The sequence below is a fragment of the Pseudomonas sp. HP_12 genome, from assembly GCF_055283955.1.
This window is the reverse complement of the sequence record NZ_JBTOQG010000002.1, coordinates 1-24,145: the sequence shown is the minus strand read 5'-3', so window position 1 is coordinate 24,145 and position 24,145 is coordinate 1. Positions and strand designations below refer to the sequence as shown.

Genomic DNA, 24,145 nt, shown 5'->3' with positions numbered 1-24,145 from the left:
TATGGCAGCGAGGTAAAGCGTCAGGCCAGCGTCAATGAAACCGGTGGCAACCCGTCGATCTGTCCCAGCACCTCACCCATGCCCTGGGCGAAGTGCATGCCGGTATAAGAACCCGTGGTGATCACGAAATCCTCGGGCAACGGCAGACCGTTCAGGGTGTGATGGTTGACCAGCCACGGCAACAACCGGCGCGGGTCGCCCGCAGGATTGGCGACCTTCGACGGCACAACGCTCTCGCCATTCAGCGTGAATGAAAGCGTCGGTTCAACGAAGGGAAAGGACGCGTCGTAGGGTACGAAATCACCCACCACCAAGGCACCGTGGTTAAGCAGATCGGCGAGTTGCGTCAGTGGCTCGATCTTCGGCCACGCCGCGAACCGGCTGGAGACCACCTCGATGGACGCCGCCATCTCGCCAATGCCGGCCATGACCTCCTCGTCGCTGTACGCCTCATCCCGAGGGCTGAAGGTGCGGTTGAAGCGGAAGGCGATTTCCAGCTCCAGACCCACCGGCGGATAGACGCTGCGGTCCAGCGTGCCGGTCGACGGGAACAGGCAGTCGCGGGGCAGGGGAGAGCCCTGAATCGGCCCGTCAGCGGATTTCGAACCGATCTTCCAGCCGCCCGCTTCAACGCCACGCAAGCGCAGGATTTTCTGTTGCGTGAGGTACGCCGCGTCGCGGTCTGTCGGGTTCAGGTCGAATTCCAGCTCGCCTAACAGGCTGCGCTTGTTCTGCGCATCGACGATCAGCTGCGCCAGGCGCGAAGGTTGGGTGTCAGTGTCCAAAAGGGTTCTCCAGTGAAGGGGTTCGATTGCAGCGTGCGGGGCTGAAGCTTCATGGATCAGATCGCCGCCCGAAGGCGGCTTCCGTTGTGGCTTTATTTACTGACCACCGGCGCCGGTTCCGCACTCGGTGTCAGAGGCGCGGCCGGCTGCCCATATTCAAACCGGTTCTGCGGCTTCATGCGGAACGACAGCACGACGCCAATCGCCAGCAGAACAATGCTGACCAGAAAGGGCAGCTGCCAGTTGCCAAACTTGTCGATCAACAGACCGGCGGCCACCGGGCTGACGATGGCGGCCATGGCCGACCCGGTGTTCATCATGCCGCTCGCGGTGCCGCAATGGTCCGGCGCGATGTCCATCGGAATTGCCCACATCGGGCCGATCGTCATCTCCGAGAAGAAAAACCCGATGGCCAGGCAGGCCAGGGAAATGTGCATGTCCTTGGTGAACATCAACGGCACCAGCGACAGCAGCGTCAGGCCAAGGCACACGGCGACCATCAGGCTGCGCGCCTTGTTCAGGTCCTTGGTCCGCGTATAAATGCGGTCGCTGACGATACCGCCCAGGGTGTCGCCAACCACGCCGCCGAAGAACACAGTTGAGGCAAAAATCGCCGTGGCCTTCAAATCCAGGCCCATGTTCATGAAGTACATCGGCACCCAGCTGAGCAGCAGCCACAGCGTCCAGCCGTAGCAGAAGTAAACGATCGTGACCGGGGCCATACGCTTGAACAGGCGACCCCACGGCAGCACGATGTTGGACTTCACTTTCGGCGGCGGCAGGGTGTCCAGTTCCTGTTTGGAGATGCGCGGGTGGTCTTTCGGATGCTCGGTGAACACCGCCATCCACAGGATGACCCAGACGAAGCTGGTGGCCGCGCAGACATAAAACGATTCGCGCCAGCCATAGGTGGCCATCACCGCGATCATTGCTGCTGGTGCCAGCGCATTACCGAGGCGGGCGAAGGCGTGGGTGATGCCCTGGGCGAAGCCGCGTTTTTCCTTGGGGATCCAGCGGGACATTGCCGCCGTTGCTGCGGGGAACGTCGCGCCTTCGCCGAGGCCGAGGAGTATCCGCGCGACGATCAGCGAGACGAAACCGCCGGCCAGGCCGGTCAGCACCGTGGCGCTGGCCCAGATCAGGCCGCACACCACCAGCGTTCGCTTGGCGCCGAAGCGGTCGCTGACCCAGCCGCCGATGATTTGGAAGATCAGGTAGGGGTACGCGAAGGCCGAGAAGACGATGCCGATCTCGGTTTTGCTCAGATTGAATTCTTTACCGAAACCGACCGCGGCGGTGCTGACATTGACGCGGTCCAGGTACGTAATGAAATACATGGCGCACAGCATGAACAGCACCACCGTAGTGGGGCGCAGACGTAAAAACTTCATGTGCTATCTCCAGTTTCTTATTGTGTTCGCTGACAACGCGATGATTCGGGATAGTGAGATGTGTCAAAAAAGCTGCGGGTGTGCCGCAGCCAGGTGTGGCGTCAGTCGCGTCGCAGCGGCACCGATTGCCCTCCCAGGTAATCCATGGCGGCCAGAACGCCGCTGGACTGCAGTTTTACGCCGGCGATTTGCAGGCCCATTTCGCAGCCGGTGAGGGTCGCCATCAGCATCAGGTCGTTGCAGTCGCCCAAGTGGCCGATGCGGAACATGCGGCCTTTCATCTTGCCCAGGCCGGTGCCCAGGGACATGTCGAAACGCTCATAGATGGTCTTGCGCACCTGGTCGGCGTCGATGCCTTCAGGCGTCATCACGCCGGTGAGCACGGGGCTGTAAACGCTCGGGTCGGCGCACTGGATTTCCAGGCCCCAGGCGGTTACGGCGGTGCGGCAGGCTTTTGCCAGACGGTTGTGACGGATGAACACGTTGTCCAGGCCTTCGCCGAGGATCATGTCCAGCGCTTCCGATAATCCGTACAACAAGTTGGTGTTCGGCGTGTACGGCCAGTAACCGGTCTTGTTCATCTCGATGATCTCGTCCCACGCCCAGAAACTGCGCGGCAGGCCAGCACTTTTACTGGCCTCGATGGCTTTGGGCGACAGGGCGTTGAAGCTGATGCCCGGCGGCAGCATCAGGCCCTTCTGCGAGCCGGAAACGGTCACGTCCACGCCCCACTCGTCATGACGATAGTCGGCGGACGCCAAGCCGGAGATGGTGTCGACCAGCAGCAGGGCAGGGTGGCCCGCCGCATCAATGGCCTTGCGCACGGAAGCGATATCCGAAGTCACGCCGGTGCTGGTTTCGTTGTGCACGACGCAGACGGCCTTGATGCGATGCCCGCCGTCAGCGCGCAGGTGGTCTTCGATCATTTGCGCATCGACGCCACCGCGCCAGCCTTCAATCCCGGGCCGACCGATGAACTGCGGCTTGAGGCCGAGGCTCAGCGCCATCTTCTGCCACAGCGTCGCGAAATGGCCGGTCTCGAACATCAACACTTCGTCGCCCGAACTCAGGGTGTTGCACAGCGCCGCTTCCCAGGCACCGGTGCCCGACGCGGGATAAATCACCACGGGATGCACGGTCTTGAAAATCTTCTTGATGCCTTCCAGCACCTTGAGCCCCAGCGCGCCGAACTCCGGGCCGCGGTGATCAATGGTGGGGTAACTCATCGCGCGCAGGATGCGATCCGGCACCGGGCTAGGCCCCGGAATCTGAAGGAAGTGGCGACCGGCAGGGTGGAAATCGAGCTTGAGCATCGGTGTCTCCTTTTTTTTTTTGTAATTTTGTATTTTGAATTCAAAATTAACCTAGCACAGGGTGATGCTGTGTCAAACGGCCTAATTACGCTAATCTTCCCAGCGAACTGGAGCATTTTCGAATAAGGACTCGGCGCTAGAGCGGGTCCAGGAAGGATTTTTGAATGCAAAATACTGAAGAAATGAGCGCACAGCCCGACGCCCGGCCAATGCCCAAAGTCGAACGCCAGCGCCTGCACGACATCGTCATCGATCACCTGCGCGGCTTTATCACCGAAGGCGTGCTCGCCCCAGGCACCAAGCTCAACGAGCGCGAGCTGTGCGAAACCCTCGGCATCTCCCGCACGCCGTTGCGCGAAGCGCTGAAAGTGCTGGCCGTGGAGGGGCTGATCGAAATCAACCCCAACCGGGGCGCCAGCGTCGCCCGCATGTCGGAGCTGGAGATTCGCGAAACCTTCGAACTGATGAGCGGCATCGAAGCCTTCGCCGGGGAGCTGGCCTGTGAGCGGATTACTGCTCAGGAAATCGAAGACATCAAGGCGCTGCACTACGCCATGGTCGTCAGCAAAAATCAGAACGACCTGCCGGGTTACTACCAGCGCAACCGCGCCATCCACGACCTGATCAACCTGGCCGCGCGCAACTCGTCGCTGCGTCAGGTCTACCTGTCGCTGAACCGGCGCATCCACGCCTTACGCTTTCTGTCCAATCACCAAGCCCCGAAATGGGACCGCGCGTTGCACGATCACGAAGAAATGATCGAGGCCCTGCAAGCCCGGGACGGCAAGCGCCTGAGCAGCATCCTGCGCCACCACCTGCTGGAGAAACGCGATGCCCTGATGCTGCTGGTCAGGGATGAATCCGAGCACCCGGACTCCATTCGCCGTTGACTGATTGTTGATTAGCCATTCAGGGAGCTGCCGACCATGCCCCGTGATCTCGATGCCTTGCTCGCCGCCTGCGCCGACCGGTTGCCGCAACTGGAAACCCAGCGCCTGATGCTCTACGCCGGCGCCAACCTCCCCAGCGCTCGCGCCATGGCCGCCTACACCCCCGCGCTCAGCGCCTACCCGGCTATGGGCCCGACCCGTCACAAAGAACAGCCCGACACCGAGCTGGTCAGCGAGCTTGAAACCTTCACCCGTCAGGCCGCCATGACCCTGTTCGGCGCCGCATGGGCCGAAGTCCGCCTGGCCAGCTGCACCCTGGCCAACCTGGCCATCTTCCACGCCTACTGCCGACCGGGCGACAAAGTGCTGGCACCCGCTGCCGAGCACGGCGGGCATCTGAGCCAACGCCGTGGCGGCACTGCAGAATTGGCAGGTCTGGTGGTTGAAGACCTGCCGTTCGACCGCCGCAACTGCCAGCTCGACGCAGTGCGCGCGGCAGAGATGATCACCCACACCCGCCCCAGGCTCGTCGTGCTCGGACGCAGCGTCATGATCAAGGCCGACGACATCGCCCCGGTGGTCAGCGCGGCCCGCGCGGTCGGCGCCAAAACACTCTTCGACGCCTCCCACGTGCTGGGCCTGATCGCTGGCGGCACGTACCCCAATCCGTTTGACGCCGGCGTCGACCTCATCAGCAGCTCCACCTACAAAACCCTGCCCGGTCGACCCCAAGGGCTGGTGCTTGGCCGCGACCCGGACGATGCAATCGCTCTGCGCGAACTGCTCGACACCCGGATGCTCGCCAACTACGACGCTGGCCGGCTGCCTCCCTTGGCGGTCACCCTTACCGAAGCCCAGGCCACTGGCCGCGGATATGCCGCCAGCATTGTCGGCAACAGCGCGGCGCTGCATCGCGCGCTGGTCGATGCGGGCTTGCCTGTCATAGGGGCGAATGACGGCGAGGTGCACACCCATCAACTCTTACTGCCGCTGTCACTTGATGCTGATCCGCGTGCTGTGATGCTCGCGCTGCAAGCTCAGGGGATTCTCATCGGCACCTGCGTCGATCCTTCCCGCGCAGGGCATCAGGCTTTGCGGCTGGGGACGCAATTCATCACGCGGCAAGGGATGGACGCGCTGGATATGGTGGATGTGGCGCGACTGCTGGGTGATGTTTTGCACGTTGGCGCTTGCGGTCGGCTGCATGCTCGGCCGGTTGCTGATACGGCGCAGATAGCAGGTCGGATTCAGCAAATGCTGAGCAAAAAAAAGCCGCTGGGGAGCGGCTGAAGTTTGGAGCTTGGAGGCACCACGTCGGGAGCAACGACGCAGCGAACGACAGAAACAAAATGCTAAAAGCTGATCAGGCGTTTGACGTTCTCCGGCTTGGGTGTGGATTTCCATCGTTCCTGCGCTGGGCGGGTTCGATGGGGTGAAGCCACTTTAGGAACGATGGGCGGCGGGGGCAAATGAAACCCGGGTAACTATTTGTTAGCGAAAATGTTATGTGCGGGGAGGGGGTTGGGCGGGAACTTTCTGGGTTTGCCAGGCGGGGTTATTTGTTGGCCTTTTGCTGGTGCGGCGGCACTGCGGTGCGCTGGTCGTTGATCAGTTGGCTGTGGGCGTAGGCTTTGTGGGCAAGACGTCAGGCTTGGGCTGACGTCCTATTCAGCGGTTTTTACTTCACCGTCATCGGCGCGAAAATCGGCCGGATCCCACGGCATTTTGGATAAGCCACACAACCCCAGAAATTCCCGCCAGCGTTGGCGCCGGTTCTGGCGACACGTATCACCATGGTTTTGCGGCAGTGCGGGCAGGGGGGCGCAGTGGCTTCAGGCTCGGCTTCTCGTGTGGCGGGTTGCGTCGCTGTTGGAGTTGGCGCTTGAACCGGAGCTGGAGATGGAGCGGGACTTGGCGTAACCACCACCTCCGGCTCAACGATGGCTGGCTCGACGCGCTCTGGCACCACCTCGACCGTCGGCCGTGGACCGGGCTTCTTCGCCTCGGCGATCCACTGCTTCAGCACTGTGCCATCGATCAGTTGCACGTTACGGCCTGCTGCGAAATCCCGCGCTGGTTTGGTGAACGTCCCACTGGTGACCACGAAACCGCCGACAGCGCCCTCAGCCGCCATCGCGCCATACAACTCCCGCACCACCGGCACACCGACCTGCACTGAACGCCATTGCTTGCACTGCACCACGTACGTCTCGCCGTCCTTGCGCGCGATCAGATCAATGCCGCCGTCCGGGCCGTTCTTGCCTGTTTCTCGTACTGAATAGCCGCGCCGGCGTAAGGCTTCGCCTACCAGTAATTCGAACTCGTGCCAGGTGATGCTCAGCAGTGGGTTGCCTTTGGTGGTCGCGGCGGATTCGAGGAGATGGCGGCGTTTGCGGCGGCCCATGATTGAGGCGATGGCGCCGGCGCTGAGTATCAGGGGAACAAAGAATTGCCCGAACGTGGCCATGCCTCTAAAGGCCGACGCGGAAACCATCTTGTCGAAATGGCGCGGATCTAGGTTCGTAGGGAGCGGAGCAATGGCCACCGAGTGCAGCCAGACCGCAGACGCCACGGCGAGAACAGCGCTGATCCACCATGGGAGCTTGCTGGCGAGAAAAATGAGGGCTTCTAGATTGGAGGTTTTCTTGGCCATATCCGTGGTCTTTTATTGAGTCCGTTGTGGTGGAAGTTTGGTGAGCGCTGCTGGACCTGTAGGAGTGAGCTTGCTCGCGATGGGGTGACGCTGATGAAAGGGTATCGGCTAGTTGGCTCGTTGCGATAGAGAGTTCATCTTGTCTTACTCAAGTGAGTAACCGGGACCACGCTATAGGATTTGATTGAGGCCATCCGTGGGAGCGTGGCTTGTCCCGCCATCTGGCGCGAAGCGGCAGCAAACCCAAAACCGCAGTCGTGATCACAAAGTTATTTCCGCATCAAGGTGGTTAGCGCTTTACCGATAGTGGCCTTATGGACAAAGATTGAGGAATTCTCCTACAAGGATGTTCTCCCATGGCTTCGCTCAATCAAATTTTCTTTGGTCCTCCTGGCACAGGGAAAACCTACGCGACCGTGGAAGCCGCATTGCAGATCCTTGATCCTGCGTTTCTGCAATCTAATCGCGGCAACAGGGAGGCCTTAAAGGCGCGTTTCGATGCGCTGGTCGCCGCCGAACACGTTAAATTTGTCACCTTCCACCAAAGCTTCAGCTACGAAGACTTTGTGGAGGGGTTGCGGGCTGATACCGATGAAGACGGCCATATCACTTACGACGTGATTGATGGAATATTCAAAAGCTTGTGCAGTACCCCGGCCACCGCGAAGGTGACCCATGAGGAGTCCGCATCTGCTGATATCTCCAAGTCTAGAATCTGGAAGATGTCACTGGGCAACACGCAAGGGAGCGACGCCTACGTCTACGACGACTGCATAGCGTCCAATTTCGCCTTGCTAGGTTATGGCGACAGAATTGATTTCGCCGGATGCAAAAGCCGCGAGGACGTCGCTGACCGTTTTGCAGCGGCTGGGCAGCCGATGCAAAGCGGTGCTTACGCTGTGAAAGCCGTGACCGATTTCGTGGTTCGCATGAAAACGGGAGACCTGTTAGTAATCACTGACGGGAACGCCAAGTTCCGAGCAATCGGTGAGGTCATCGGCGATTATCGTTGTCTCTCTGCCGAGGAACGCGACGCCGACTACGCACAATGCCGACCTGTTAAATGGCTCCGCACCTATAGCACTTCATTACCTTACCAGCAGCTCACAAACGTGAAGTTCACCCAACGGACTCTTTATGAGTTAGCGCAAGCTGCGATTGATAAAACCAAGCTTAGCCAATTGCTAAACGCAGATTTGGGCGCGCAAGGGTCATTGGGCAAAAACCTATTCCGCACTGGCGAGAAGATCGGCGGTTACGTTGTGACCTATTGCTCAGGGGATGTGCTTGAGCTGAAAAAGCCAAAAGGTAATGAGCTTCCAATCGGAATGAGCATGCTGCGGAAACTGGCCGAGCATGTAAGGCGAGGTGAGTTGACGCTCGAGGACATTGCCGAGAAGCGGGTATTTCCGAAGCTCGCTGCGATCGGGACGACACTCGAACCTAACCTCGTCAACGGTTACAACAACATCATGCCTGCGCTTGTGGACCGCGTTCTGAAAGGGGCGCCAGTAAGCGAGGCCGGCACACCTTCAGATAGCAAACGTGTGCTCATCATTGATGAGATCAACCGAGGCAACATTTCTCGCATCTTCGGCGAACTGATTACTTTGATCGAACCCTCCAAGCGAGCAGGCGCACCGGAAGCATTGGAAGTGACATTGCCTTACTCAAAGGAGCGTTTCAGCGTTCCGGCTGATGTACACCTCATAGGGACTATGAATACCGCGGACCGCTCGTTGGCCGCACTTGATATTGCCCTTCGTCGACGCTTCACGTTCATTGAGGTAGCCCCCAACCCAGATTTACTGGATGAGGTCGAGGTTGAAGGCATACACATCGATGAGCTCCTCAGCGTGATGAATGAACGCATTTCGGTTTTGCTTGATCGCGATCATTGCTTGGGGCACGCGTACTTCTTGCCACTGAAATCAGAGCCGACTGTTGAGCGGTTGGAGGGAATTTTTCGGGAACAGCTTATCCCGTTGCTTCAGGAATATTTCTTCGAGGATTGGCAGCGGATTCAGTGGGTGCTGAACGACCATCGTAAGGAGCCCACAAATCGTTTTCTGCTGCAGCCTGATCAGAAGATTAGCGAGCTGTTTGGCGACAGCGTTACGGTCAGTCAGCACGGCGAACGCTGGGAGCTAAATCCTGGTGCGTTCAAAAATATCGATGCCTACCTCGGCATCATTGATCACACGCTCAAGGCAACAGATCAGCCGCGTTACGACGCGATGGAAGCGAGTACCGGCGATTTGACGGTCCGACAATTAGACTCCGGCACTATTGAGATTCTGCGAAACGGCGTATTGGTAAAACCTTCAAAGCCTGTTCTTCGCGATCTGGCTGAAACGCTTAAAATTACGACGCTGACAAGCAGTGGTACGCCGCTGAACACCCGGATGCTCGGTCGTAAAGTCATCAAATCGCTGAGCGAACAATCAGCGTGAAGGTCGATGTGACAGTTAGAGAATATGCCCGGCTGACTACCAGTCCTGTTCCGAACCCAAGTTTGGACAGGGCACATGTCTCGGCTTCAGCGTTCGACTGGCTGTGTGAATTGAGCTCGCGCTTTAGCAAAGCTGGCGCAGCATTGGTACAGGTCGAGGATCGGCGATGGCTAAAGCTCGATAATTACGTTGGTGTGCTGGAGACCCCTTGCGGCACTCGTATCGAAATCCTCCCCAAGCATTTCGAGGAAGGAGATTGCATTCAGCAAAGCCGCGCATTGCTGAGGCGGATGATCCAAAAGTCGTTAACGCTGCCCACGCGGGAAGTCGGCGCCACTGCATTGCAGCGCTTTGATACCCGGTTAACGGAGTGGGTGATGAGCAGCTTTCTGCAAACCCTCGACCATTTGATCAAGCGCGGCCTGCGTTTCGATTACCAACGTGTCGAGGAGGAACAGCGTTACCTACGAGGCCAACTCAATACCGCTCGCCAGATGCGTCAGCCACCTGGGCGTCAGCATCACTTTCAGATTCGGCATGACCTGTTCCACCCTGACCGCGCTGAGAACCGTTTGTTAAAAACCGCTTTGGACATCGTGTGCAAGGCGACTCGAAACCCAAGCAACTGGCGCTTGTCCCACGAACTGCGCTCAATGCTGCTGGGAATCCCCGTCAGTCGTGACACCGAGCAGGACTTCAAACAGTGGCGCAACGATCGGCTTATGGCCCATTACCAGCCCATAAAGCCTTGGTGTGAGTTGATCATTCAGCAAAAGACGCCTTTAGCGATTGCTGGTGATTGGCAGGGTATGAGCTTGCTTTTTCCTATGGAAAAGCTGTTCGAGCGATATGTGGCAGCGTGTCTTCGCGATTCCCTTCCGCCGGATGCGACTCTGCATGTTGAGCGTCGGAGCGAATACCTTTGTGAGCACGAGGGGAGGAAGGTTTTTCAGCTGCGGCCGGATCTGATGATTACTCAGGGCGATAAGAGCTGGGTTTTGGACACGAAATGGAAGCGGCTATATGCCGACGCCAGCCAGAAAAACTATGGCCTGAGTCAACCGGATTGTTATCAGCTGTTTGCGTACGGGCACAAATACCTCGGAGGGCAAGGGGACTTGTTGCTGATTTATCCCATGCGTGCAGCGTTTGAGGAACCGTTACCGGTGTTCCAATATTCTGTGGGCCTCAGGATGTGGGTAGTGCCATTTGACCTCAATAGTGGCAAACTGCACTCCGCGCGTCCCATGCATTTGACCTTCTGAATTTCTCGCAACCGATCTGAAAAGGGCCGTGATGCAAGTGCGAAGATAATTGTTAATCTTGCTAGTCGGCGGCAGCCCTAGGGTAATTTTTAAGTTCGCTTGGGCCGTTTGAATTTCAGGGAGAAATCGGATTGACCGGTAAAAAGATAAACAACCTAAAGTATCCGCCTTCATCGTTGGTTCAAATCTTCAGCCCAGAAGACTGGGAAGACTTTATCGAGGAAAGCTGCCGAGCGAGGATGAATCATGGTGACCTGTATTGTTTTGTCGCTCGTATAGGTGGTGCAGGGGATGCTGGCAGAGATGTAGAGGCCAGATATACCCCGACTCTCTCAGAGGGTTGCTGGGATTTGTATCAGGCTAAGCACTACAACAGCGCAATTGGAGAGTCTGTACTTTATCCAGAGCTGGCAAAGTTTTTTCATCATTTATCGTTAGGTACCTATCCTGCTCCCAAGTACTACTTCGTATGTGCACCTAAAAACACCTCTCCAAAGCTACATGACCTAATAGCTGCGCCCGAAAAACTTAAAACTGCATTCATGAAATCTTGGCAGGAAGGTAAAAATGGGATCAAGCTCAAGGATTTTCCGTTAACGCAAGATGTAGTAAGCGCCGTTGCAAAATTTGATTTTGGCAATATTAAGGAAATGCCCGTAAAAGATTTAATTGCCTATCATTCGCTTAACTCAAGTGCTCATGAATGTCTTTTCGGAATCGAGGCACTTAGAGGGGCTAATCCAGTGATGCCTCCGCATCCTGCTAAAGATGAGCTCATGTATATAGCGCAGCTGGTAATGGTTTATTCAGAGGATGCGGGTGAGTTGATGTCGATGGGTGATGTCTTGGCGTCAAGCACCTACGGTGATCATCTCGAAAGCTGCCGTGGCGAATTCTACAGCGCTGAAGGTCTTAGGCGATTTAGTCGTGATGTGATGCCGGGCGAGTTTGAAAATTTATTAATCGCTGTTCACGATGGTGTGCGGCGGCTGAATTCAAGCCCTAAGGAGTTGGTAGCTTTTGAGAAAGTGGAAAAGGTTCTACAAGCAGCGGCAGTGCTACAAGTTGCTAATAATCCTTTATCCAATAAGCTCCTACCGGCTGACTTGCCAGGAGCGTGTCACCACCTTGTGAATGAGGAGAAGCTAAAGTGGCTAAAATAAAATTAAGTCCCACAGTCTTCAATTCGCCATTTGAGCTAGGTATAAGGATGGTATATATTCTAAGCGGATTGTATCCGCGTGGTGCTGACTTGCAGAAGCTGGTGATGTTGGACTTTCTGGTGATATATTCTGGCGATTTTGAAGGTCCGCGAAGCCTACATACCCCGGTACCCCAACGAAATGCTGAGTTTCTAAATCGACGAGAGCTGATCCGAGCGGGTCTCCATTTGATGAGCACTAGAGGACTTGTAGATGTCGTGCTTTCAGCCGATGGGGTGACCTATAGTGCTGGTGACAATTCAAGGTCGATAGTTGGCTCGCTTGGAAGCAACTACGCGTTGATGTTAGCGGATAGATGTAGCTGGGCGGCAATGCAATACGGATCACTAGGCGGGGCTGAGTTGGCTGATTTACTAGTTAATTCAAATAAGCGGTGGAGCGCGGAAATGGACTTATTTAGCTAAGGAGCGCATGTATGAGTTTATCTTTAAGTAAATTGCTAGTGCGTGGTGATGGAAAGCAGGATGCTGAGTTGGATTTCTTGCATTTTGCTACTCTCATACGGGGGCCAAGTGATACTGGGAAGTCCTATATTCGAGATTGTCTTTGGTATATGTTGGGAGGGGATAAAGTTCCCAAGGAACTTCCTGAAGGCACGGGGTATGACACCATCTTCCTTGAAGTCAAGACCGGGCTAGCAGATGTTTTCACTTTCGGGCGTTCGGTATTCGGAGGGGCCACATCAGTGTGGCCGGTTGCTCTAGAATTTATAGATACAGTCGAAGCAGAGGTAAAAGATGATCTCGGCGCCCTGCTGGTGATGTTGGCTGGAGCACAGGAAAAGCAAATTCTGCGGAGTGCCTCAAAGAAAGGCGCAGTCACTGGAGGAGACTTAAGACATTGGTCGTTGATTTCCCAACCGGCGATGATTAGCGAGGAGCCACACTTAGGCGGTTTCACTGAACAAACTCAGAGGAAATCGGCATTTTATCTCTTCTTGACGGGGCAGGATGACTCGTCAGTAGTTCTTGCGGTGTCAAAAGACGTAAAAATTAGGGCGCAAGCGTTAATCGAAGCTGCCCAGCGTGACATTGATCGCATAAGTAAAGAGTTGCCAACAGACTTGACTTCAGATGAGCTCGTTAACGCACTACATAAGGTTGATGCAGCCTTCGATGTGCTGTCATCCCAGCAAAAAGAACGATCAGTTTATCTTAAAGGTATTCGCGAAGAATTTAACATCGCATTCAAAAAGCTCCGATATGCAGAGGCTCGCTTGGCCAACTCGAAACTAATGTCCTCACGATTTGAGCTGTTAGATCAGAAGTACGTTAATGATTTGGAACGATTGCATGTCGTGAGCGAGGGTGTGGCTATCTTTTCGATATTGCCCGTTTGCCCGTGCGTACTTTGTGGCTCTAATATTGGCGGCGATTTAGATGCTGAAATCCTTGCTCCTAACGCCTCGGCAAGGCAGCACGCTGCGATTGTCGCGGAGGTAAGAAAAATATTAGATTTGAGGTTTGGCTTAGCTGAAGCAAAACTACGTGAAGATGTTATAGTCGACGATTGTCTGCTTCAGCTTGATGAGTTGAAGGTGAGTCTGGAAGAGATTTCGACACGTGAGCGCAAAGCGCTTCGCGATAATGCGGTTGAGTTCAGTGTTAACCCAAAAGAGCTCGCGGAGAAAAGATCAGAGTACACCGAGCAAATAAAACTTTTCTCAGATTTAGATAGGCTTACCATTGAACTTGGTCGGTTAAAGTCGCTTGTGCCAGCAAAGAAAAAGACTGCATTGGTCAGGCACACTGGAACATTTGCGGCTGTTCTCAACAACGTAATACATCAGCTTTTACGTGAGTGGGGGTTCTTAGATATTTCAAATGTAGATTATGATAGCGTTGCTTGCGACATAAAGATCAACGGCAGGGCAAGGCTGAGTTACGGTGCGGGCAAGAGAGCTATATTCTTGAGTGCGCTTTCTGTGGGTTTGATGAGTTGTGCATTAGACGCTGGGTACCCTCATCTTGGCGTCGTGGTGCTGGACTCGCCGGTCAAGTCATATTCAGACCCTAACCACAACAAAGATCTCACTATCGCGCCTAGCATAGTTAAAGACTCATTCTACAGTTGGTTATCCAGTTGGAATGGGCCCGGTCAGGTTATTGTTCTGGAGAACGAACCTGTTAATGCTGCGACGGCAAAAGTACTTCGACCAATCGAATTTTCCGGAGTTTTAGGGGTAGGGAGGAAGGGGTTTTACACAGGTTGACATCAACGTGAGTAGAATGAAATTTTATCAAAGTCGTATGACTCCGGAATTTTAATATTCAGAAGCCAGCTGTATCGGTAGTCGGGGTTAGGAGAAACCCCCGCCGTCGCTGTTGTATTGTACACATGACATAAGTTTCTATGTCGCGTGAACGCTTGAGTCATGCACGGCGGTATTTATACTGCTCAGTAGTGCGATTGAATATACAAAATCTAGTTAAAGGGTCAGTCATTAGCCGTTTTTATTGTCGTCCGTTGTCAGTGATTTATTTCTCAATCTTATAGAGGAAGGGCCACCATTTCTGGCAGCCCTTTCGTATGCAGCTCACTAAGTCGAGATCAAATCAATCCCAGCTCAAAGCCCCACCCGTCTGATACTCAATAACCCGCGTCTCAAAGAAGTTCTTCTCTTTCTTCAAGTCCATGATCTCGCTCATCCATGGGAACGGGTTAGTGGTCCCTGGATACTCTTCCTTCAACCCAATCTGGCTCAAACGACGGTTCGCGATGAACTTGAGGTAGTCCTCCATCATCGCGGCGTTCATGCCAAGTACGCCGCGGGGCATGGTGTCGCGGGCGTATTCGATTTCCAGTTGGGTCCCTTGCAGGATCATCTGGGTTGCTTCTTCCTTCATTTCGGCATCCCACAGGTGTGGGTTTTCGATTTTGATCTGGTTGATCACGTCGATGCCGAAGTTCAGGTGCATGGACTCGTCACGCAGGATGTACTGGAACTGTTCTGCGACGCCGGTCATTTTGTTGCGGCGACCCATGGAGAGGATCTGGGTGAAGCCGCAGTAGAAGAAGATGCCTTCCAGGACGCAGTAGTAGGCGATCAGGTTGCGCAGCAGTTCTTTGTCGGTTTCGACGGTGCCGGTTTCAAACTTCGGATCGGAGATCGAACGGGTGTACTTCAGGCCCCAGGCTGCCTTTTTGGCGACCGACGGGATCTCGTGGTACATGTTGAAGATCTCGCCTTCGTCCATGCCCAGCGATTCGATGCAGTACTGGTAGGCGTGGGTGTGGATCGCTTCCTCGAAGGCCTGGCGCAGGATGTACTGGCGGCATTCAGGGTTGGTGATCAGGCGATACACGGCCAGCACGAGGTTGTTGGCAACCAGGGAGTCGGCGGTGGAGAAAAAGCCCAGGTTGCGCAGGACGATGCGGCGCTCGTCGTCGGTCAGGCCTTCCGGATCTTTCCAGAGAGCGATGTCCGTGGTCATGTTGACCTCTTGCGGCATCCAGTGGTTGGCGCAGCCGTCGAGGTATTTCTGCCAGGCCCAGTCGTACTTGAAAGGCACGAGTTGGTTAAGGTCGGCGCGGCAGTTGATCATGCGTTTTTCGTCGACCGCGACGCGGGCGGCGGAGCCTTCGAGTTCGGCAAGACCTTCAGCGACGTCCAGCTTGTCCAGCGCGGCTTTGGCGCGGGCAATGGCGTCGGAGTCGTTTGCGCTGACGGCGCGGGCTTCAAGCGCAGCAGCACCACCGGCGCTGTCGAGTTTGTCCATCGCGGCTTCGGAAGCGTGGCCGGCGTTGGCGCCTTTGGCGGGTTCAGCGGCGTCTTCTTTGTCGAATTCGTCCCAGCTCAGCATGGTGAGGAGGCTCCTGCTAGAGGACCGGTTTTACGCGGCCTGTGGATTTCAAAGTATGCGTTGCCAGCGTTGCTGATAGCGGGGCTGGCAACGGGAATAGGTTGGGCGGTTCTTAGTGCTTACTGTGATTGATCGACAAAGGCGCTAAACGCTGCTTCGGATCGATCGACGAACATAGTGCGAGGGTTGCCTGCGATGCGCCTGCGAAACAAGTCAACGGAAGCTGATTTCAGAGTGACGGTTTTGCGAGTGCAAGCGGTCATTTTGAGTACCCTGGATGAGCGCGGGATTATACAGATTTTGCCCGGCGCAGGTTCGTCCGTGACGGAATTTGAGGGACGATTTGCCGTCATTTTCCTTTGCGTTAACTCCCGATTCGTGCGTTGGAGAAAACGGCCACTGAATCAGGTTGGATCACGTATCTAGTGTGTCTTCGTGTTGCGAGACACATCATATAGTGCGTCAGATCGCTCGGCAATCGGTTGACAGGCGTCAATGTGTCGCTACGAATGCGGCGAAAGAAGCGGTTGTTTTGCTTTCAGACGGTAATCGTTGCGGATTCAAAGGGCCGCAGCTTCAGCCGCCATTGCATCGGCATTTAACGGCCTGCAATGTTGATGCAAAAATTGGGGCCTAATCGCGACGAGTGGCGTTCCGCACGTGCTCGTTCACGCCAATCGAGCTTCTTTGCAATCAATTGCAATCAGCCCCAATCGTCCCCCCAACACACCGCTCAAACACCCGCACCATCCCCTCGTAATCACACCCCACCGCATCCACATTCGCCCGTATCCATTCCTCCGCCTCCACCGGCCACCAACTGATCTCGAACCCCGCATTCACAATGATGTGCTCGAACAAAATCCGCTGAGCCCGCCCGTTCCCTTCCCGAAACGGGTGAATCACGTTCAGATCCCCAAACAGCTCCGCACTCGCCGCAATCAAACTCCCCCGATCCAGCTCCTGAAACCAGTTCGCGTCGGCCAGCACCTTGAACAGCTTATTGGCCTCGGGCTCGATGCGGTGGGTCACGCAGAAGTGGGTCTGGTCTTTGGAGATGTCGACGGTGCGCAGTTCGCCCGCCCAGTCATAGAGATCGGCGAACAGCTGGCGGTGGATGGCTTGCAGGTAGGGCAGGTCGTAGGGAGGAGGGGAGAAGTCGATGGCTTCGGCGGCGACTTCGGACAGGTCGCGTTCGGCTTGGGCAAGGGTTTTTGCATCGGTGAGGTCGAGACGGTTGCGCAGCACGGTGCTGCCGGGCGGACAGTAAGGGTCTTGTCCGACGCCGTATTTGTCGACCATCAGGCCTGTTTTTTGCGGTAGCTGTTGAGCAGCTCTTCCCGGGAAGGCAGGCGGCGTTCGGAGTCGGCGGGCGAGCTCTCGAAACCTTCCAAACGCAGGCTGGCCGCGTAGTTGGAGCGGCGCGTTCTGGCGCAGTAGGCTTTTTTGGACTCTAGCGAGGCAGCTGGCATGGGCGATCTCCTGGCTTGGCAAGAGGGGAGTGTAGCTGAAACCGGGGAGGGGCAGCGAGGGCCGGGAGCGTTTGGGCTCCCGGGTCGCGGTGTTGCTAGAACCGCTTCGCGAGCAAGCTCACTCCTACAATTGAGCGAGCTGTTCGCGGGCAAGCGCGCCTACAGAGAGGTGCGCTTGCCAGCGGGTGTTACTGGCAGGCTTCGCAGTCCGGCTCGTCGATCGCGCAGGCTTTCGGCACTGGTGCTGGACCGGCCGGTGCGGCTTCGGCTGGACGCGGGGCGGTGATCGCCGAGTCGTCCGGGCCGTGGCCACCGCTGGAAACGGCGTTCAGCTTGCCGGTGTTGATGGTCGACTTCTCGGTGCTGGTCGCGGCCAGGGCACGGAGGTAGTAAGTGGTTTTCAGACCACGGTACCAAGCCATGCGGTAGGTCACGTCCAGCTTCTTGCCCGATGCGCCGGCGATGTACAGGTTCAGCGACTGCGCCTGGTCGATCCACTTCTGACGACGGCTGGCCGCGTCAACGATCCACTTGGTGTCCACTTCGAAGGCGGTCGCGTAGAGGTCTTTCAACTCCTGCGGGATGCGCTCGATCTGCTGCACCGAACCGTCGTAGTACTTCAGGTCGTTGATCATGACCGAGTCCCACAGGTCGCGGGCTTTCAGGTCGCGAACCAGGTACGGGTTGATCACGGTGAATTCGCCCGAGAGGTTCGATTTCACGTACAGGTTCTGGTAAGTCGGTTCGATCGACTGCGACACGCCGGTGATGTTGGCGATGGTCGCGGTCGGCGCGATGGCCATGATGTTCGAGTTACGAATGCCTTTCTGAACGCGAGCACGCACAGGCGCCCAGTCCAGGCTTTCGTTCAGGTCGACGTCGATGTACTTCTGGCCACGTTGCTCGATCAGGATCTGTTGCGAATCCAGCGGCAGGATGCCCTTGGACCACAGCGAACCCTGGAACGTCTCGTAGGCACCGCGCTCGTCCGCCAGATCGCAGGAGGCCTGGATCGCGTAGTAGCTGACGGCTTCCATCGAGCGGTCGGCGAATTGGACGGCAGCATCGGAACCGTAAGGAATGTGCTGCAGGTACAGCGCGTCCTGGAAGCCCATGATGCCCAGACCGACCGGACGGTGACGGAAGTTGGAGTTCTTCGCTTGCGGCACCGAGTAGTAGTTGATGTCGATCACGTTATCGAGCATGCGCACGGCAACGTCGATGGTGCGCTTGAGCTTGTCGGTGTCCAGCTTGCCGTCGACGATGTGGTTCGGCAGGTTGATCGAGCCCAGGTTGCAGACCGCGATCTCGTCCTTGTTGGTGTTCAGGGTGATCTCGGTGCACAGGTTCGAGCTGTGAACCACGCCGACGTGCTGCTGCGGGCTGCGCAGGTTGCACGGGTCCTTGAACGTCAGCCATGGGTGGCCGGTTTCGAACAGCATGGACAGCATTTTGCGCCACAGGTCTTTGGCCTGAATGGTCTTGAACAGCTTGACCTTGCCCGGGTACTCGGTCAGCGCTTCGTAGTACTCGTAGCGCTCTTCGAAGGCTTTACCGGTCAGGTCGTGCAGATCCGGCACTTCGGACGGCGAGAACAGGGTCCACTTGCCGTCGTCGAAGACACGCTTCATGAACAGGTCAGGGATCCAGTTGGCGGTGTTCATGTCGTGGGTACGACGACGATCATCACCGGTGTTCTTGCGCAGCTCGATGAACTCTTCGATGTCCATGTGCCAGGTTTCCAGGTACGCACAGACAGCGCCTTTGCGTTTGCCGCCCTGGTTTACGGCCACGGCCGTGTCGTTGACCACTTTCAAGAAAGGCACGACGCCCTGGGATTTGCCGTTGGTGCCCTTGATGTAAGAGCCCAGCGCGCGAACCGGGGTCCAGTCGTTGCCCAGACCGCCTGCGAATTTGGACAGCATGGCGTTGTCGTGGATGGCGTGGTAAATGCCCGACAGGTCATCCGGAACGGTGGTCAGGTAGCAGCTCGACAGCTGTGGACGCAGGGTGCCGGCGTTGAACAGTGTCGGGGTCGAGGCCATGTAGTCAAAGGACGACAACAGGTTGTAGAACTCGATGGCGCGGTCTTCACGGGCTTTCTCTTCGATCGCCAGGCCCATGGCCACACGCATGAAGAAGATCTGCGGCAGTTCGAAACGGATACCGTCCTTGTGGATGAAGTAACGGTCGTACAGGGTTTGCAGGCCCAGGTAGGTGAACTGCTGATCGCGCTCGTGGTTGATCGCCTTGCCCAGTTTTTCCAGGTCAAATTCGGCCAGCACAGGGTTCAGCAGTTCGAACTGGATGCCTTTCTCGACGTAGGCCGGCAGCGCTTTGGCGTACAGGTCGACCATTTCGTGGTGAGTGGCGCTTTCGGCGACACCGAGGAAACCCAGGCCTTCGGCACGCAGGGTGTCCATCAGCAGGCGCGCGGTGACGAACGAGTAGTTCGGCTCACGCTCGACCAGGGTACGCGCGGTCATTACCAGTGCGGTGTTGACGTCGGTCAGCGCAACGCCATCGTACAGGTTCTTCAGGGTTTCGCTCTGGATCAGGTCGGCATCGACCTCGGCCAGGCCTTCGCACGCTTCGGTGACGATGGTGTTCAGGCGGCCCATGTCCAGCGGCGCGAGGCTGCCGTCTTTGGCGGTGATGCGAATCGACGGGTGCGCTTGCACTGGGGTTTCGCCAGCGGTGCGACCGGCACGCTCCTTGGAGCGCTCGTTGCGGTAGATCACGTAGTCGCGGGCAACTTTCTGCTCGCCGGCGCGCATCAGCGCCAGTTCGACCTGATCCTGGATTTCTTCGATGTGGATGGTGCCGCCCGACGGCATGCGGCGCTTGAAGGTCGCGGAGACCTGTTCGGTCAGGCGCGCAACGGTGTCGTGGATACGCGACGAAGCGGCAGCGGTGCCGCCTTCAACTGCGAGAAAGGCCTTGGTGATGGCGACGGTGATCTTGTCATCGGTGTACGCAACGACAGTGCCGTTACGCTTGATCACACGCAGCTGACCCGGCGCGGTGGCGGACAGGTCCTGCTGGGTCGCACCTGTCTGCGGCGCGGTGGCCTGCGGATTCTCGCGAGTTGTGTCGGTTTGCATGGGTGTCTCCACGTTCTCTAAGTTTGTTTGGGCGCCAAGTGCACGCCCACCGTTTCGTCTTGCGGCAGTGAACTGACAAACGTCAGGCCATGACTTCAGGACGAATGGGAAGGTGGATTTACCCTCCCTGGCGTTGAAGTCGAAAAGGGTGCCGGACTTGAGCCCGTCACCCCAAAAACTGTTGCAGAATGCGCATGTGATGTTGCAACTCGTGTACCGCTGCGCGCAGATCCCAAGGCTGGGTGGTCTGCCATTCGCGCTGGCGGGGCAGAGCGGTAGATTCGGGGGTTATTCAGCCCTTCGTACACAGGTAACGCGCGAGAAAAAAACCTTGAAATCGCGCCACGACTTGTGTTTGTGATTTCGGCGAAAACGCTACATGTAGGGTCTCCGCCGTCGAAGGGCTACAAGATATGCGTTTCGGACACTTACTGCAACGCATGACCTGTGGATAAAGCTGTGTGTAATTTGTGTGTGAAACAGGGAAATCCCGTGTAGGCCGCATGGCGTCTGGCATGAGCGCTTTGTCGGCGGCCAAAATCATTTTTTGCGGATTTCAGCGGGCGTTAACGCTGTCGCAAAAGCCCGATGCGCAAGCACTATCAACAAGAAAAAACAAGGAGCCTCACCGTGCAGCCACAACCCTGGCAGGTGCTGATCGTCGAGGATGACCAGCGGCTGGCCGAGCTCACCCGCGACTACCTCGAAAACAACGGCCTGCGCGTGAGCCTGGAAGGGGACGGCGCGCGGGCGGCCCGGCGCATCATCGACGAGCAGCCGGATCTGGTGATCCTCGACCTCATGCTCCCCGGCGAAGACGGCCTGAGCATCTGTCGCAAGGTCCGCAGTCACTACGATGGCCCTATCCTTATGCTCACCGCGCGCACCGACGACAGTGACCAGATCCAGGGCCTGGACATGGGCGCCGACGATTACGTGGGTAAGCCGGTGCATCCCCGGGTGCTGCTCGCGCGCATTCATGCGTTGTTGCGGCGCAGCGAGGCGCCCGAAAGCCCCGCCGAGGAACCGCACCGGCTGGAATTCGGCGCGCTGGTGGTGGACAACACACTGCGCGAAGCCTGGCTCAACGACCAGAGCGTCGAGCTGACCAGCGCCGAATTCGACCTGTTGTGGCTGTTGGTCGCCAATGCCGGGCGCATTCTCTCCCGCGAGGAAATTTTCACGGCCCTGCGCGGCGTCGGTTATGACGGCCAGGACCGCTCCATCGACGTGCGCATCTCGAAAATCCGCCCGCGCATCGGCGACGACCCCGATCACCCGCGCCTGATCAAAACCGTGCGCAACAAGGGTTACCTGTTCGTCCCCCACGCGGCCGAGCAACTGCCATCCCCCAAGTGCGACGGCTGACCGATGAATTCCATCTTCCTGCGCATTTATGGCGGCATGCTCGGCGTTCTGGTGCTGGTGGCGTTGCTTGGAGTGCTGACCCTGCACCTGGTCAACGCCGTGCGCGCCGAGCAGTACCGCGAGCAGTTGGCCCACGGCACCTTTACGTTGATGGCCGACAACCTGCGCGGCATGGACAGCATCGAACGCACCCGAGCCCTCGCGGTGTGGGAGCGCTTACTGGGCATCCCGCTGACACTGGAAACCGCCGAGCACGCGCATCTGGACGGCAGCGCCCGTAGCCGGTTGAGTCGCGGGCAGGTGGTGGTCGAACAGACCGGACCCCATGCCGCTCAGGTGTTTCGGGAGGTCGAGCCGGCGATGTCGGGCAATCCGTCCAGCGGCTTGCTGCTGACCGGCGAGGTGCGGCAGATCAGCGAGCAACTGGCGCGCGCCACTATCTTTCTGTTGCTCGACGAACTGGTGCGTCTGCCGGTCGATGAGCAGCCGGCGCGGCTGGAAGCGTTGCGCCAGAGCAAGGGTTTCGGCTTCGACATGCAGCTGATCCGGCTGGAGAAGCTGGATGTCGACGATGACCAGCGTCGGCGCATCGACGAGGGTGACACGGTGATGGCGCTGGGCAAGGGCGGCGATTCGATCCGCGTGCTGTCCGGCGTCGGCGAAACCCCGTGGGTGCTGGAGATCGGCCCGCTGTTTCAGATGAACCCCTATCCGCCGGAGCTGCTGATCCTCATCGCCTTTCTCGGTTTGTGCCTGATCGGTCTGGTGGTTTATTTGCTGGTGCGCCGGCTCGAGCATCGGCTGCGCGGGCTGGAAGCGGCGGCCACGCAGATCGCCCAGGGCAGCCTGGAAACCCGCGTGCCCGCCGCGGGCGCGGACTCGGTCGGACGGCTGGCGTCGGCGTTCAACGGCATGGCCGAGCACCTGCAGCGTTCGCTGATGATCCAGCGCGAACTGGTCCGTGCGGTGTCCCACGAGCTGCGCACGCCGGTGGCGCGGTTGCGTTTCGGGCTGGAAATGATCAACGACGCCACGACCCCGGAAGCGCGGCAAAAATACATGGTCGGCATGGACAGCGATATCCAGGACCTCGACAAGCTGGTCGACGAGATGCTCACCTACGCGCGCCTGGAGCAGGGCGCGCCGACCCTGAATTTCCAGCGCATCGACCTCGACGCTCTGATCGAGCAGGTGATTGCCGAACTGGCGCCGCTGCGGCCGCACATCAGTGTCACGCGTGGGGAGTGCGTTGATGCGCTGCATCGTGTCGGATCGGACGGCGAGCATTGGGTGGAGGCCGAGCCGCGTTACTTGCACCGGGCGCTGCAGAATCTGCTGAGCAACGCCATGCGCCATGCCGAGTCGGAGGTGCGGATTGGTTATGAACTGGGTGAGGAGCGCTGTCGCATCGACGTCGAGGATGACGGCCCCGGCGTGCCGGAAAGTGCCTGGGAGCGGATCTTCACGCCGTTCATGCGCCTGGACGACAGCCGCACCCGGGCGTCGGGCGGGCACGGTCTGGGGTTGTCGATTGTGCGCCGCATCATTCATTGGCACGGCGGGCGCGCGCTGATCGGGCGCAGCCAGAACCTCGGCGGCGCGTGTTTCAGCCTGGCCTGGCCCCGGCAGCAGGGGGAGACGTGATGTTCGACGGGGCGCTGGCCGGGTTTGCCCGAACGGTCGTGGTCGATGAAACACGGGATGTGTTGCCGTTGACCGAGCTGTTGCGGGATGAGGCTCTGGATCGTTTGCTGCTGAAGGTGTATGGGCCGGAGTTGGTGAGGGAGCAGTTGCCGGTGCTGGTGTCGCAGTGGATGAAGTATTACGCGATGCAGCTGATTCCGCCGGTGATGGTGGCGAGTCTGGCCCATGGCATGGGGTGGCCGCTGGGGCTGGACCGGCTGAGTTTCGCCCTGCATGAACGGGGGTTTCTGGACGGGGTGAGGTTCGACGGGGCCGTGACGCAGGTGCCGTCTTCGGATAACCCGTTCGAGCGTTTCACGCCGCTGCTGGAGAATCTGCAGCAGGTGATCGACCGCTTGAGTGCCTACGGCGATGTCCCGGCGGCCGTGCTGTGGGGCAACGCCGGGGATTATCTGGAAACCTGCTTGCGGCAGCTGTCCGCGGCGAGCGACGTTGCTCTTGGTGCTGGGTATGGCTTGTTGCGTGAAAGGCTGAGGCCGGATGGGCGGCGCAATCCGTTGTTCCAATCCGTTAGTTATATAGAAAGGGATGGGCAGACGGTTCGGCAGCGGCGCACGTGCTGCTGGAGTTATCGGGTGGAATGGGTGGGGCGGTGTGAGCATTGTCCATTGGGGGTGTCAGAAATTTTGTGTTCGGGCATAACATGAGTAAGAGGTGCATGTATGCCAACCAAAAAGAAACCTGCGTTACGCGAGCTACCCAAAATCCCTAAAGAGCTGCT

Annotated in this window: 18 protein-coding genes; 10 read left to right on the top strand and 8 right to left on the bottom strand. The window is 57.7% G+C overall.

The genetic code is table 11. The features are described 5' to 3' along the window. Positions 1 to 20 precede the first annotated feature (20 nt). From ACYASU_RS02460 to ACYASU_RS02450, 3 genes are all read right to left on the bottom strand, one after another. Entirely contained in the window at positions 21 to 785 is a 765-nt protein-coding gene (locus ACYASU_RS02460) for a 2-keto-4-pentenoate hydratase (RefSeq protein ID WP_463581853.1), read from the bottom strand. A gap of 92 nt (positions 786 to 877) precedes the next feature. Beyond that, positions 878 to 2,176, bottom strand: coding sequence for an MFS transporter (locus ACYASU_RS02455; RefSeq protein WP_463581852.1), 1,299 nt, complete (start codon positions 2,174 to 2,176; stop codon positions 878 to 880). 101 nt (positions 2,177 to 2,277) lie between these two features. Continuing rightward, a complete protein-coding gene (locus ACYASU_RS02450; protein WP_463581851.1) occupies positions 2,278 to 3,489 on the bottom strand; it encodes a pyridoxal-phosphate-dependent aminotransferase family protein in 1,212 nt (403 codons plus the stop codon). 164 nt (positions 3,490 to 3,653) lie between these two features. Here ACYASU_RS02450 and ACYASU_RS02445 point away from each other — a divergent pair, with 164 nt between their 5' ends. Both ACYASU_RS02445 and ACYASU_RS02440 read left to right on the top strand, forming a co-directional pair. Then, positions 3,654 to 4,379 (top strand): GntR family transcriptional regulator, encoded by a 726-nt coding sequence (locus tag ACYASU_RS02445; protein ID WP_463581850.1) that lies wholly within the window; start codon positions 3,654 to 3,656, stop codon positions 4,377 to 4,379. Positions 4,380 to 4,415: 36 nt separating this feature from the next. Continuing rightward, the gene (locus ACYASU_RS02440; RefSeq protein WP_463581849.1) at positions 4,416 to 5,669 is read left to right on the top strand and encodes a glycine hydroxymethyltransferase; all 1,254 of its coding nucleotides are present in this window, start codon (positions 4,416 to 4,418) and stop codon (positions 5,667 to 5,669) included. Between the two features lie 388 nt (positions 5,670 to 6,057). Here ACYASU_RS02440 and ACYASU_RS02435 read toward each other — a convergent pair whose 3' ends face one another. Beyond that, complete coding sequence (locus ACYASU_RS02435) at positions 6,058 to 7,032, bottom strand: restriction endonuclease (RefSeq protein ID WP_463581848.1); 975 nt, start codon at positions 7,030 to 7,032, stop codon at positions 6,058 to 6,060. Between the two features lie 356 nt (positions 7,033 to 7,388). Between ACYASU_RS02435 and ACYASU_RS02430 the strand changes: the two genes are divergently transcribed. The 5 genes from ACYASU_RS02430 to ACYASU_RS02410 all read left to right on the top strand — a co-directional run bounded on the left by ACYASU_RS02430 (position 7,389) and on the right by ACYASU_RS02410 (position 14,185). Continuing rightward, positions 7,389 to 9,485 (top strand): AAA family ATPase, encoded by a 2,097-nt coding sequence (locus tag ACYASU_RS02430; protein ID WP_463581847.1) that lies wholly within the window; start codon positions 7,389 to 7,391, stop codon positions 9,483 to 9,485. Beyond that, complete coding sequence (locus ACYASU_RS02425; RefSeq protein WP_463581846.1) at positions 9,482 to 10,750, top strand: McrC family protein; 1,269 nt, start codon at positions 9,482 to 9,484, stop codon at positions 10,748 to 10,750. Before ACYASU_RS02430 ends, ACYASU_RS02425 begins: the two co-directional genes overlap by 4 nt. A 131-nt stretch (positions 10,751 to 10,881) precedes the next feature. Beyond that, a complete protein-coding gene (locus tag ACYASU_RS02420; protein WP_463581845.1) occupies positions 10,882 to 11,913 on the top strand; it encodes an ABC-three component system protein in 1,032 nt (343 codons plus the stop codon). Beyond that, positions 11,901 to 12,377, top strand: coding sequence for an ABC-three component system middle component 2 (locus ACYASU_RS02415; RefSeq protein ID WP_463581844.1), 477 nt, complete (start codon positions 11,901 to 11,903; stop codon positions 12,375 to 12,377). The genes ACYASU_RS02420 and ACYASU_RS02415 overlap by 13 nt, the downstream gene beginning before the upstream one ends. A gap of 11 nt (positions 12,378 to 12,388) precedes the next feature. Continuing rightward, positions 12,389 to 14,185 (top strand): hypothetical protein, encoded by a 1,797-nt coding sequence (locus tag ACYASU_RS02410; RefSeq protein ID WP_463581843.1) that lies wholly within the window; start codon positions 12,389 to 12,391, stop codon positions 14,183 to 14,185. Between the two features lie 343 nt (positions 14,186 to 14,528). Here ACYASU_RS02410 and ACYASU_RS02405 read toward each other — a convergent pair whose 3' ends face one another. The 4 genes from ACYASU_RS02405 to ACYASU_RS02390 all read right to left on the bottom strand — a co-directional run bounded on the left by ACYASU_RS02405 (position 14,529) and on the right by ACYASU_RS02390 (position 20,352). Further along, complete coding sequence (locus tag ACYASU_RS02405; RefSeq protein WP_037012114.1) at positions 14,529 to 15,776, bottom strand: ribonucleotide-diphosphate reductase subunit beta; 1,248 nt, start codon at positions 15,774 to 15,776, stop codon at positions 14,529 to 14,531. 693 nt (positions 15,777 to 16,469) lie between these two features. Further along, positions 16,470 to 17,078: a putative adenosine monophosphate-protein transferase Fic gene (locus tag ACYASU_RS02400; protein WP_463581842.1), complete on the bottom strand. Its 609-nt coding sequence runs from the start codon at positions 17,076 to 17,078 to the stop codon at positions 16,470 to 16,472. Continuing rightward, complete coding sequence (locus ACYASU_RS02395; protein ID WP_282366739.1) at positions 17,078 to 17,248, bottom strand: YhfG family protein; 171 nt, start codon at positions 17,246 to 17,248, stop codon at positions 17,078 to 17,080. Before ACYASU_RS02395 ends, ACYASU_RS02400 begins: the two co-directional genes overlap by 1 nt. Before the next feature lie 188 nt (positions 17,249 to 17,436). Then, positions 17,437 to 20,352: a ribonucleoside-diphosphate reductase subunit alpha gene (locus tag ACYASU_RS02390; RefSeq protein WP_463581841.1), complete on the bottom strand. Its 2,916-nt coding sequence runs from the start codon at positions 20,350 to 20,352 to the stop codon at positions 17,437 to 17,439. Positions 20,353 to 20,982: 630 nt separating this feature from the next. Here ACYASU_RS02390 and ACYASU_RS02385 point away from each other — a divergent pair. From ACYASU_RS02385 to fhuF, 3 genes are read left to right on the top strand one after another with little or no spacing between them, the layout of a single operon-like run. Continuing rightward, complete coding sequence (locus tag ACYASU_RS02385) at positions 20,983 to 21,720, top strand: response regulator (RefSeq protein ID WP_463581840.1); 738 nt, start codon at positions 20,983 to 20,985, stop codon at positions 21,718 to 21,720. Between the two features lie 3 nt (positions 21,721 to 21,723). After that, positions 21,724 to 23,364: an ATP-binding protein gene (locus ACYASU_RS02380; RefSeq protein WP_463581839.1), complete on the top strand. Its 1,641-nt coding sequence runs from the start codon at positions 21,724 to 21,726 to the stop codon at positions 23,362 to 23,364. Continuing rightward, on the top strand, positions 23,322 to 24,071 hold the full coding sequence (gene fhuF, locus ACYASU_RS02375) for a siderophore-iron reductase FhuF (RefSeq protein ID WP_463581838.1): 750 nt from the start codon (positions 23,322 to 23,324) through the stop codon (positions 24,069 to 24,071). Before ACYASU_RS02380 ends, fhuF begins: the two co-directional genes overlap by 43 nt. Positions 24,072 to 24,145: the final 74 nt, after the last annotated feature.

Bases quoted from the DNA above. Each gene is read 5' to 3' on its own strand.
- ACYASU_RS02455 (WP_463581852.1), bottom strand. From the start codon at position 2,176: ATGAAGTTTTTACGTCTGCGCCCCACTACGGTGGTGCTGTTCATGCTG.
- ACYASU_RS02450 (WP_463581851.1), bottom strand. From the start codon at position 3,489: ATGCTCAAGCTCGATTTCCACCCTGCCGGTCGCCACTTCCTTCAGATT.
- ACYASU_RS02445 (WP_463581850.1), top strand. From the start codon at position 3,654: ATGCAAAATACTGAAGAAATGAGCGCACAGCCCGACGCCCGGCCAATG.
- ACYASU_RS02440 (WP_463581849.1), top strand. From the start codon at position 4,416: ATGCCCCGTGATCTCGATGCCTTGCTCGCCGCCTGCGCCGACCGGTTG.
- ACYASU_RS02435 (WP_463581848.1), bottom strand. From the start codon at position 7,032: ATGGCCAAGAAAACCTCCAATCTAGAAGCCCTCATTTTTCTCGCCAGC.
- ACYASU_RS02430 (WP_463581847.1), top strand. From the start codon at position 7,389: ATGGCTTCGCTCAATCAAATTTTCTTTGGTCCTCCTGGCACAGGGAAA.
- ACYASU_RS02410 (WP_463581843.1), top strand. From the start codon at position 12,389: ATGAGTTTATCTTTAAGTAAATTGCTAGTGCGTGGTGATGGAAAGCAG.
- ACYASU_RS02405 (WP_037012114.1), bottom strand. From the start codon at position 15,776: ATGCTGAGCTGGGACGAATTCGACAAAGAAGACGCCGCTGAACCCGCC.
- ACYASU_RS02400 (WP_463581842.1), bottom strand. From the start codon at position 17,078: ATGGTCGACAAATACGGCGTCGGACAAGACCCTTACTGTCCGCCCGGC.
- ACYASU_RS02395 (WP_282366739.1), bottom strand. From the start codon at position 17,248: ATGCCAGCTGCCTCGCTAGAGTCCAAAAAAGCCTACTGCGCCAGAACG.
- ACYASU_RS02390 (WP_463581841.1), bottom strand. From the start codon at position 20,352: ATGCAAACCGACACAACTCGCGAGAATCCGCAGGCCACCGCGCCGCAG.
- ACYASU_RS02380 (WP_463581839.1), top strand. From the start codon at position 21,724: ATGAATTCCATCTTCCTGCGCATTTATGGCGGCATGCTCGGCGTTCTG.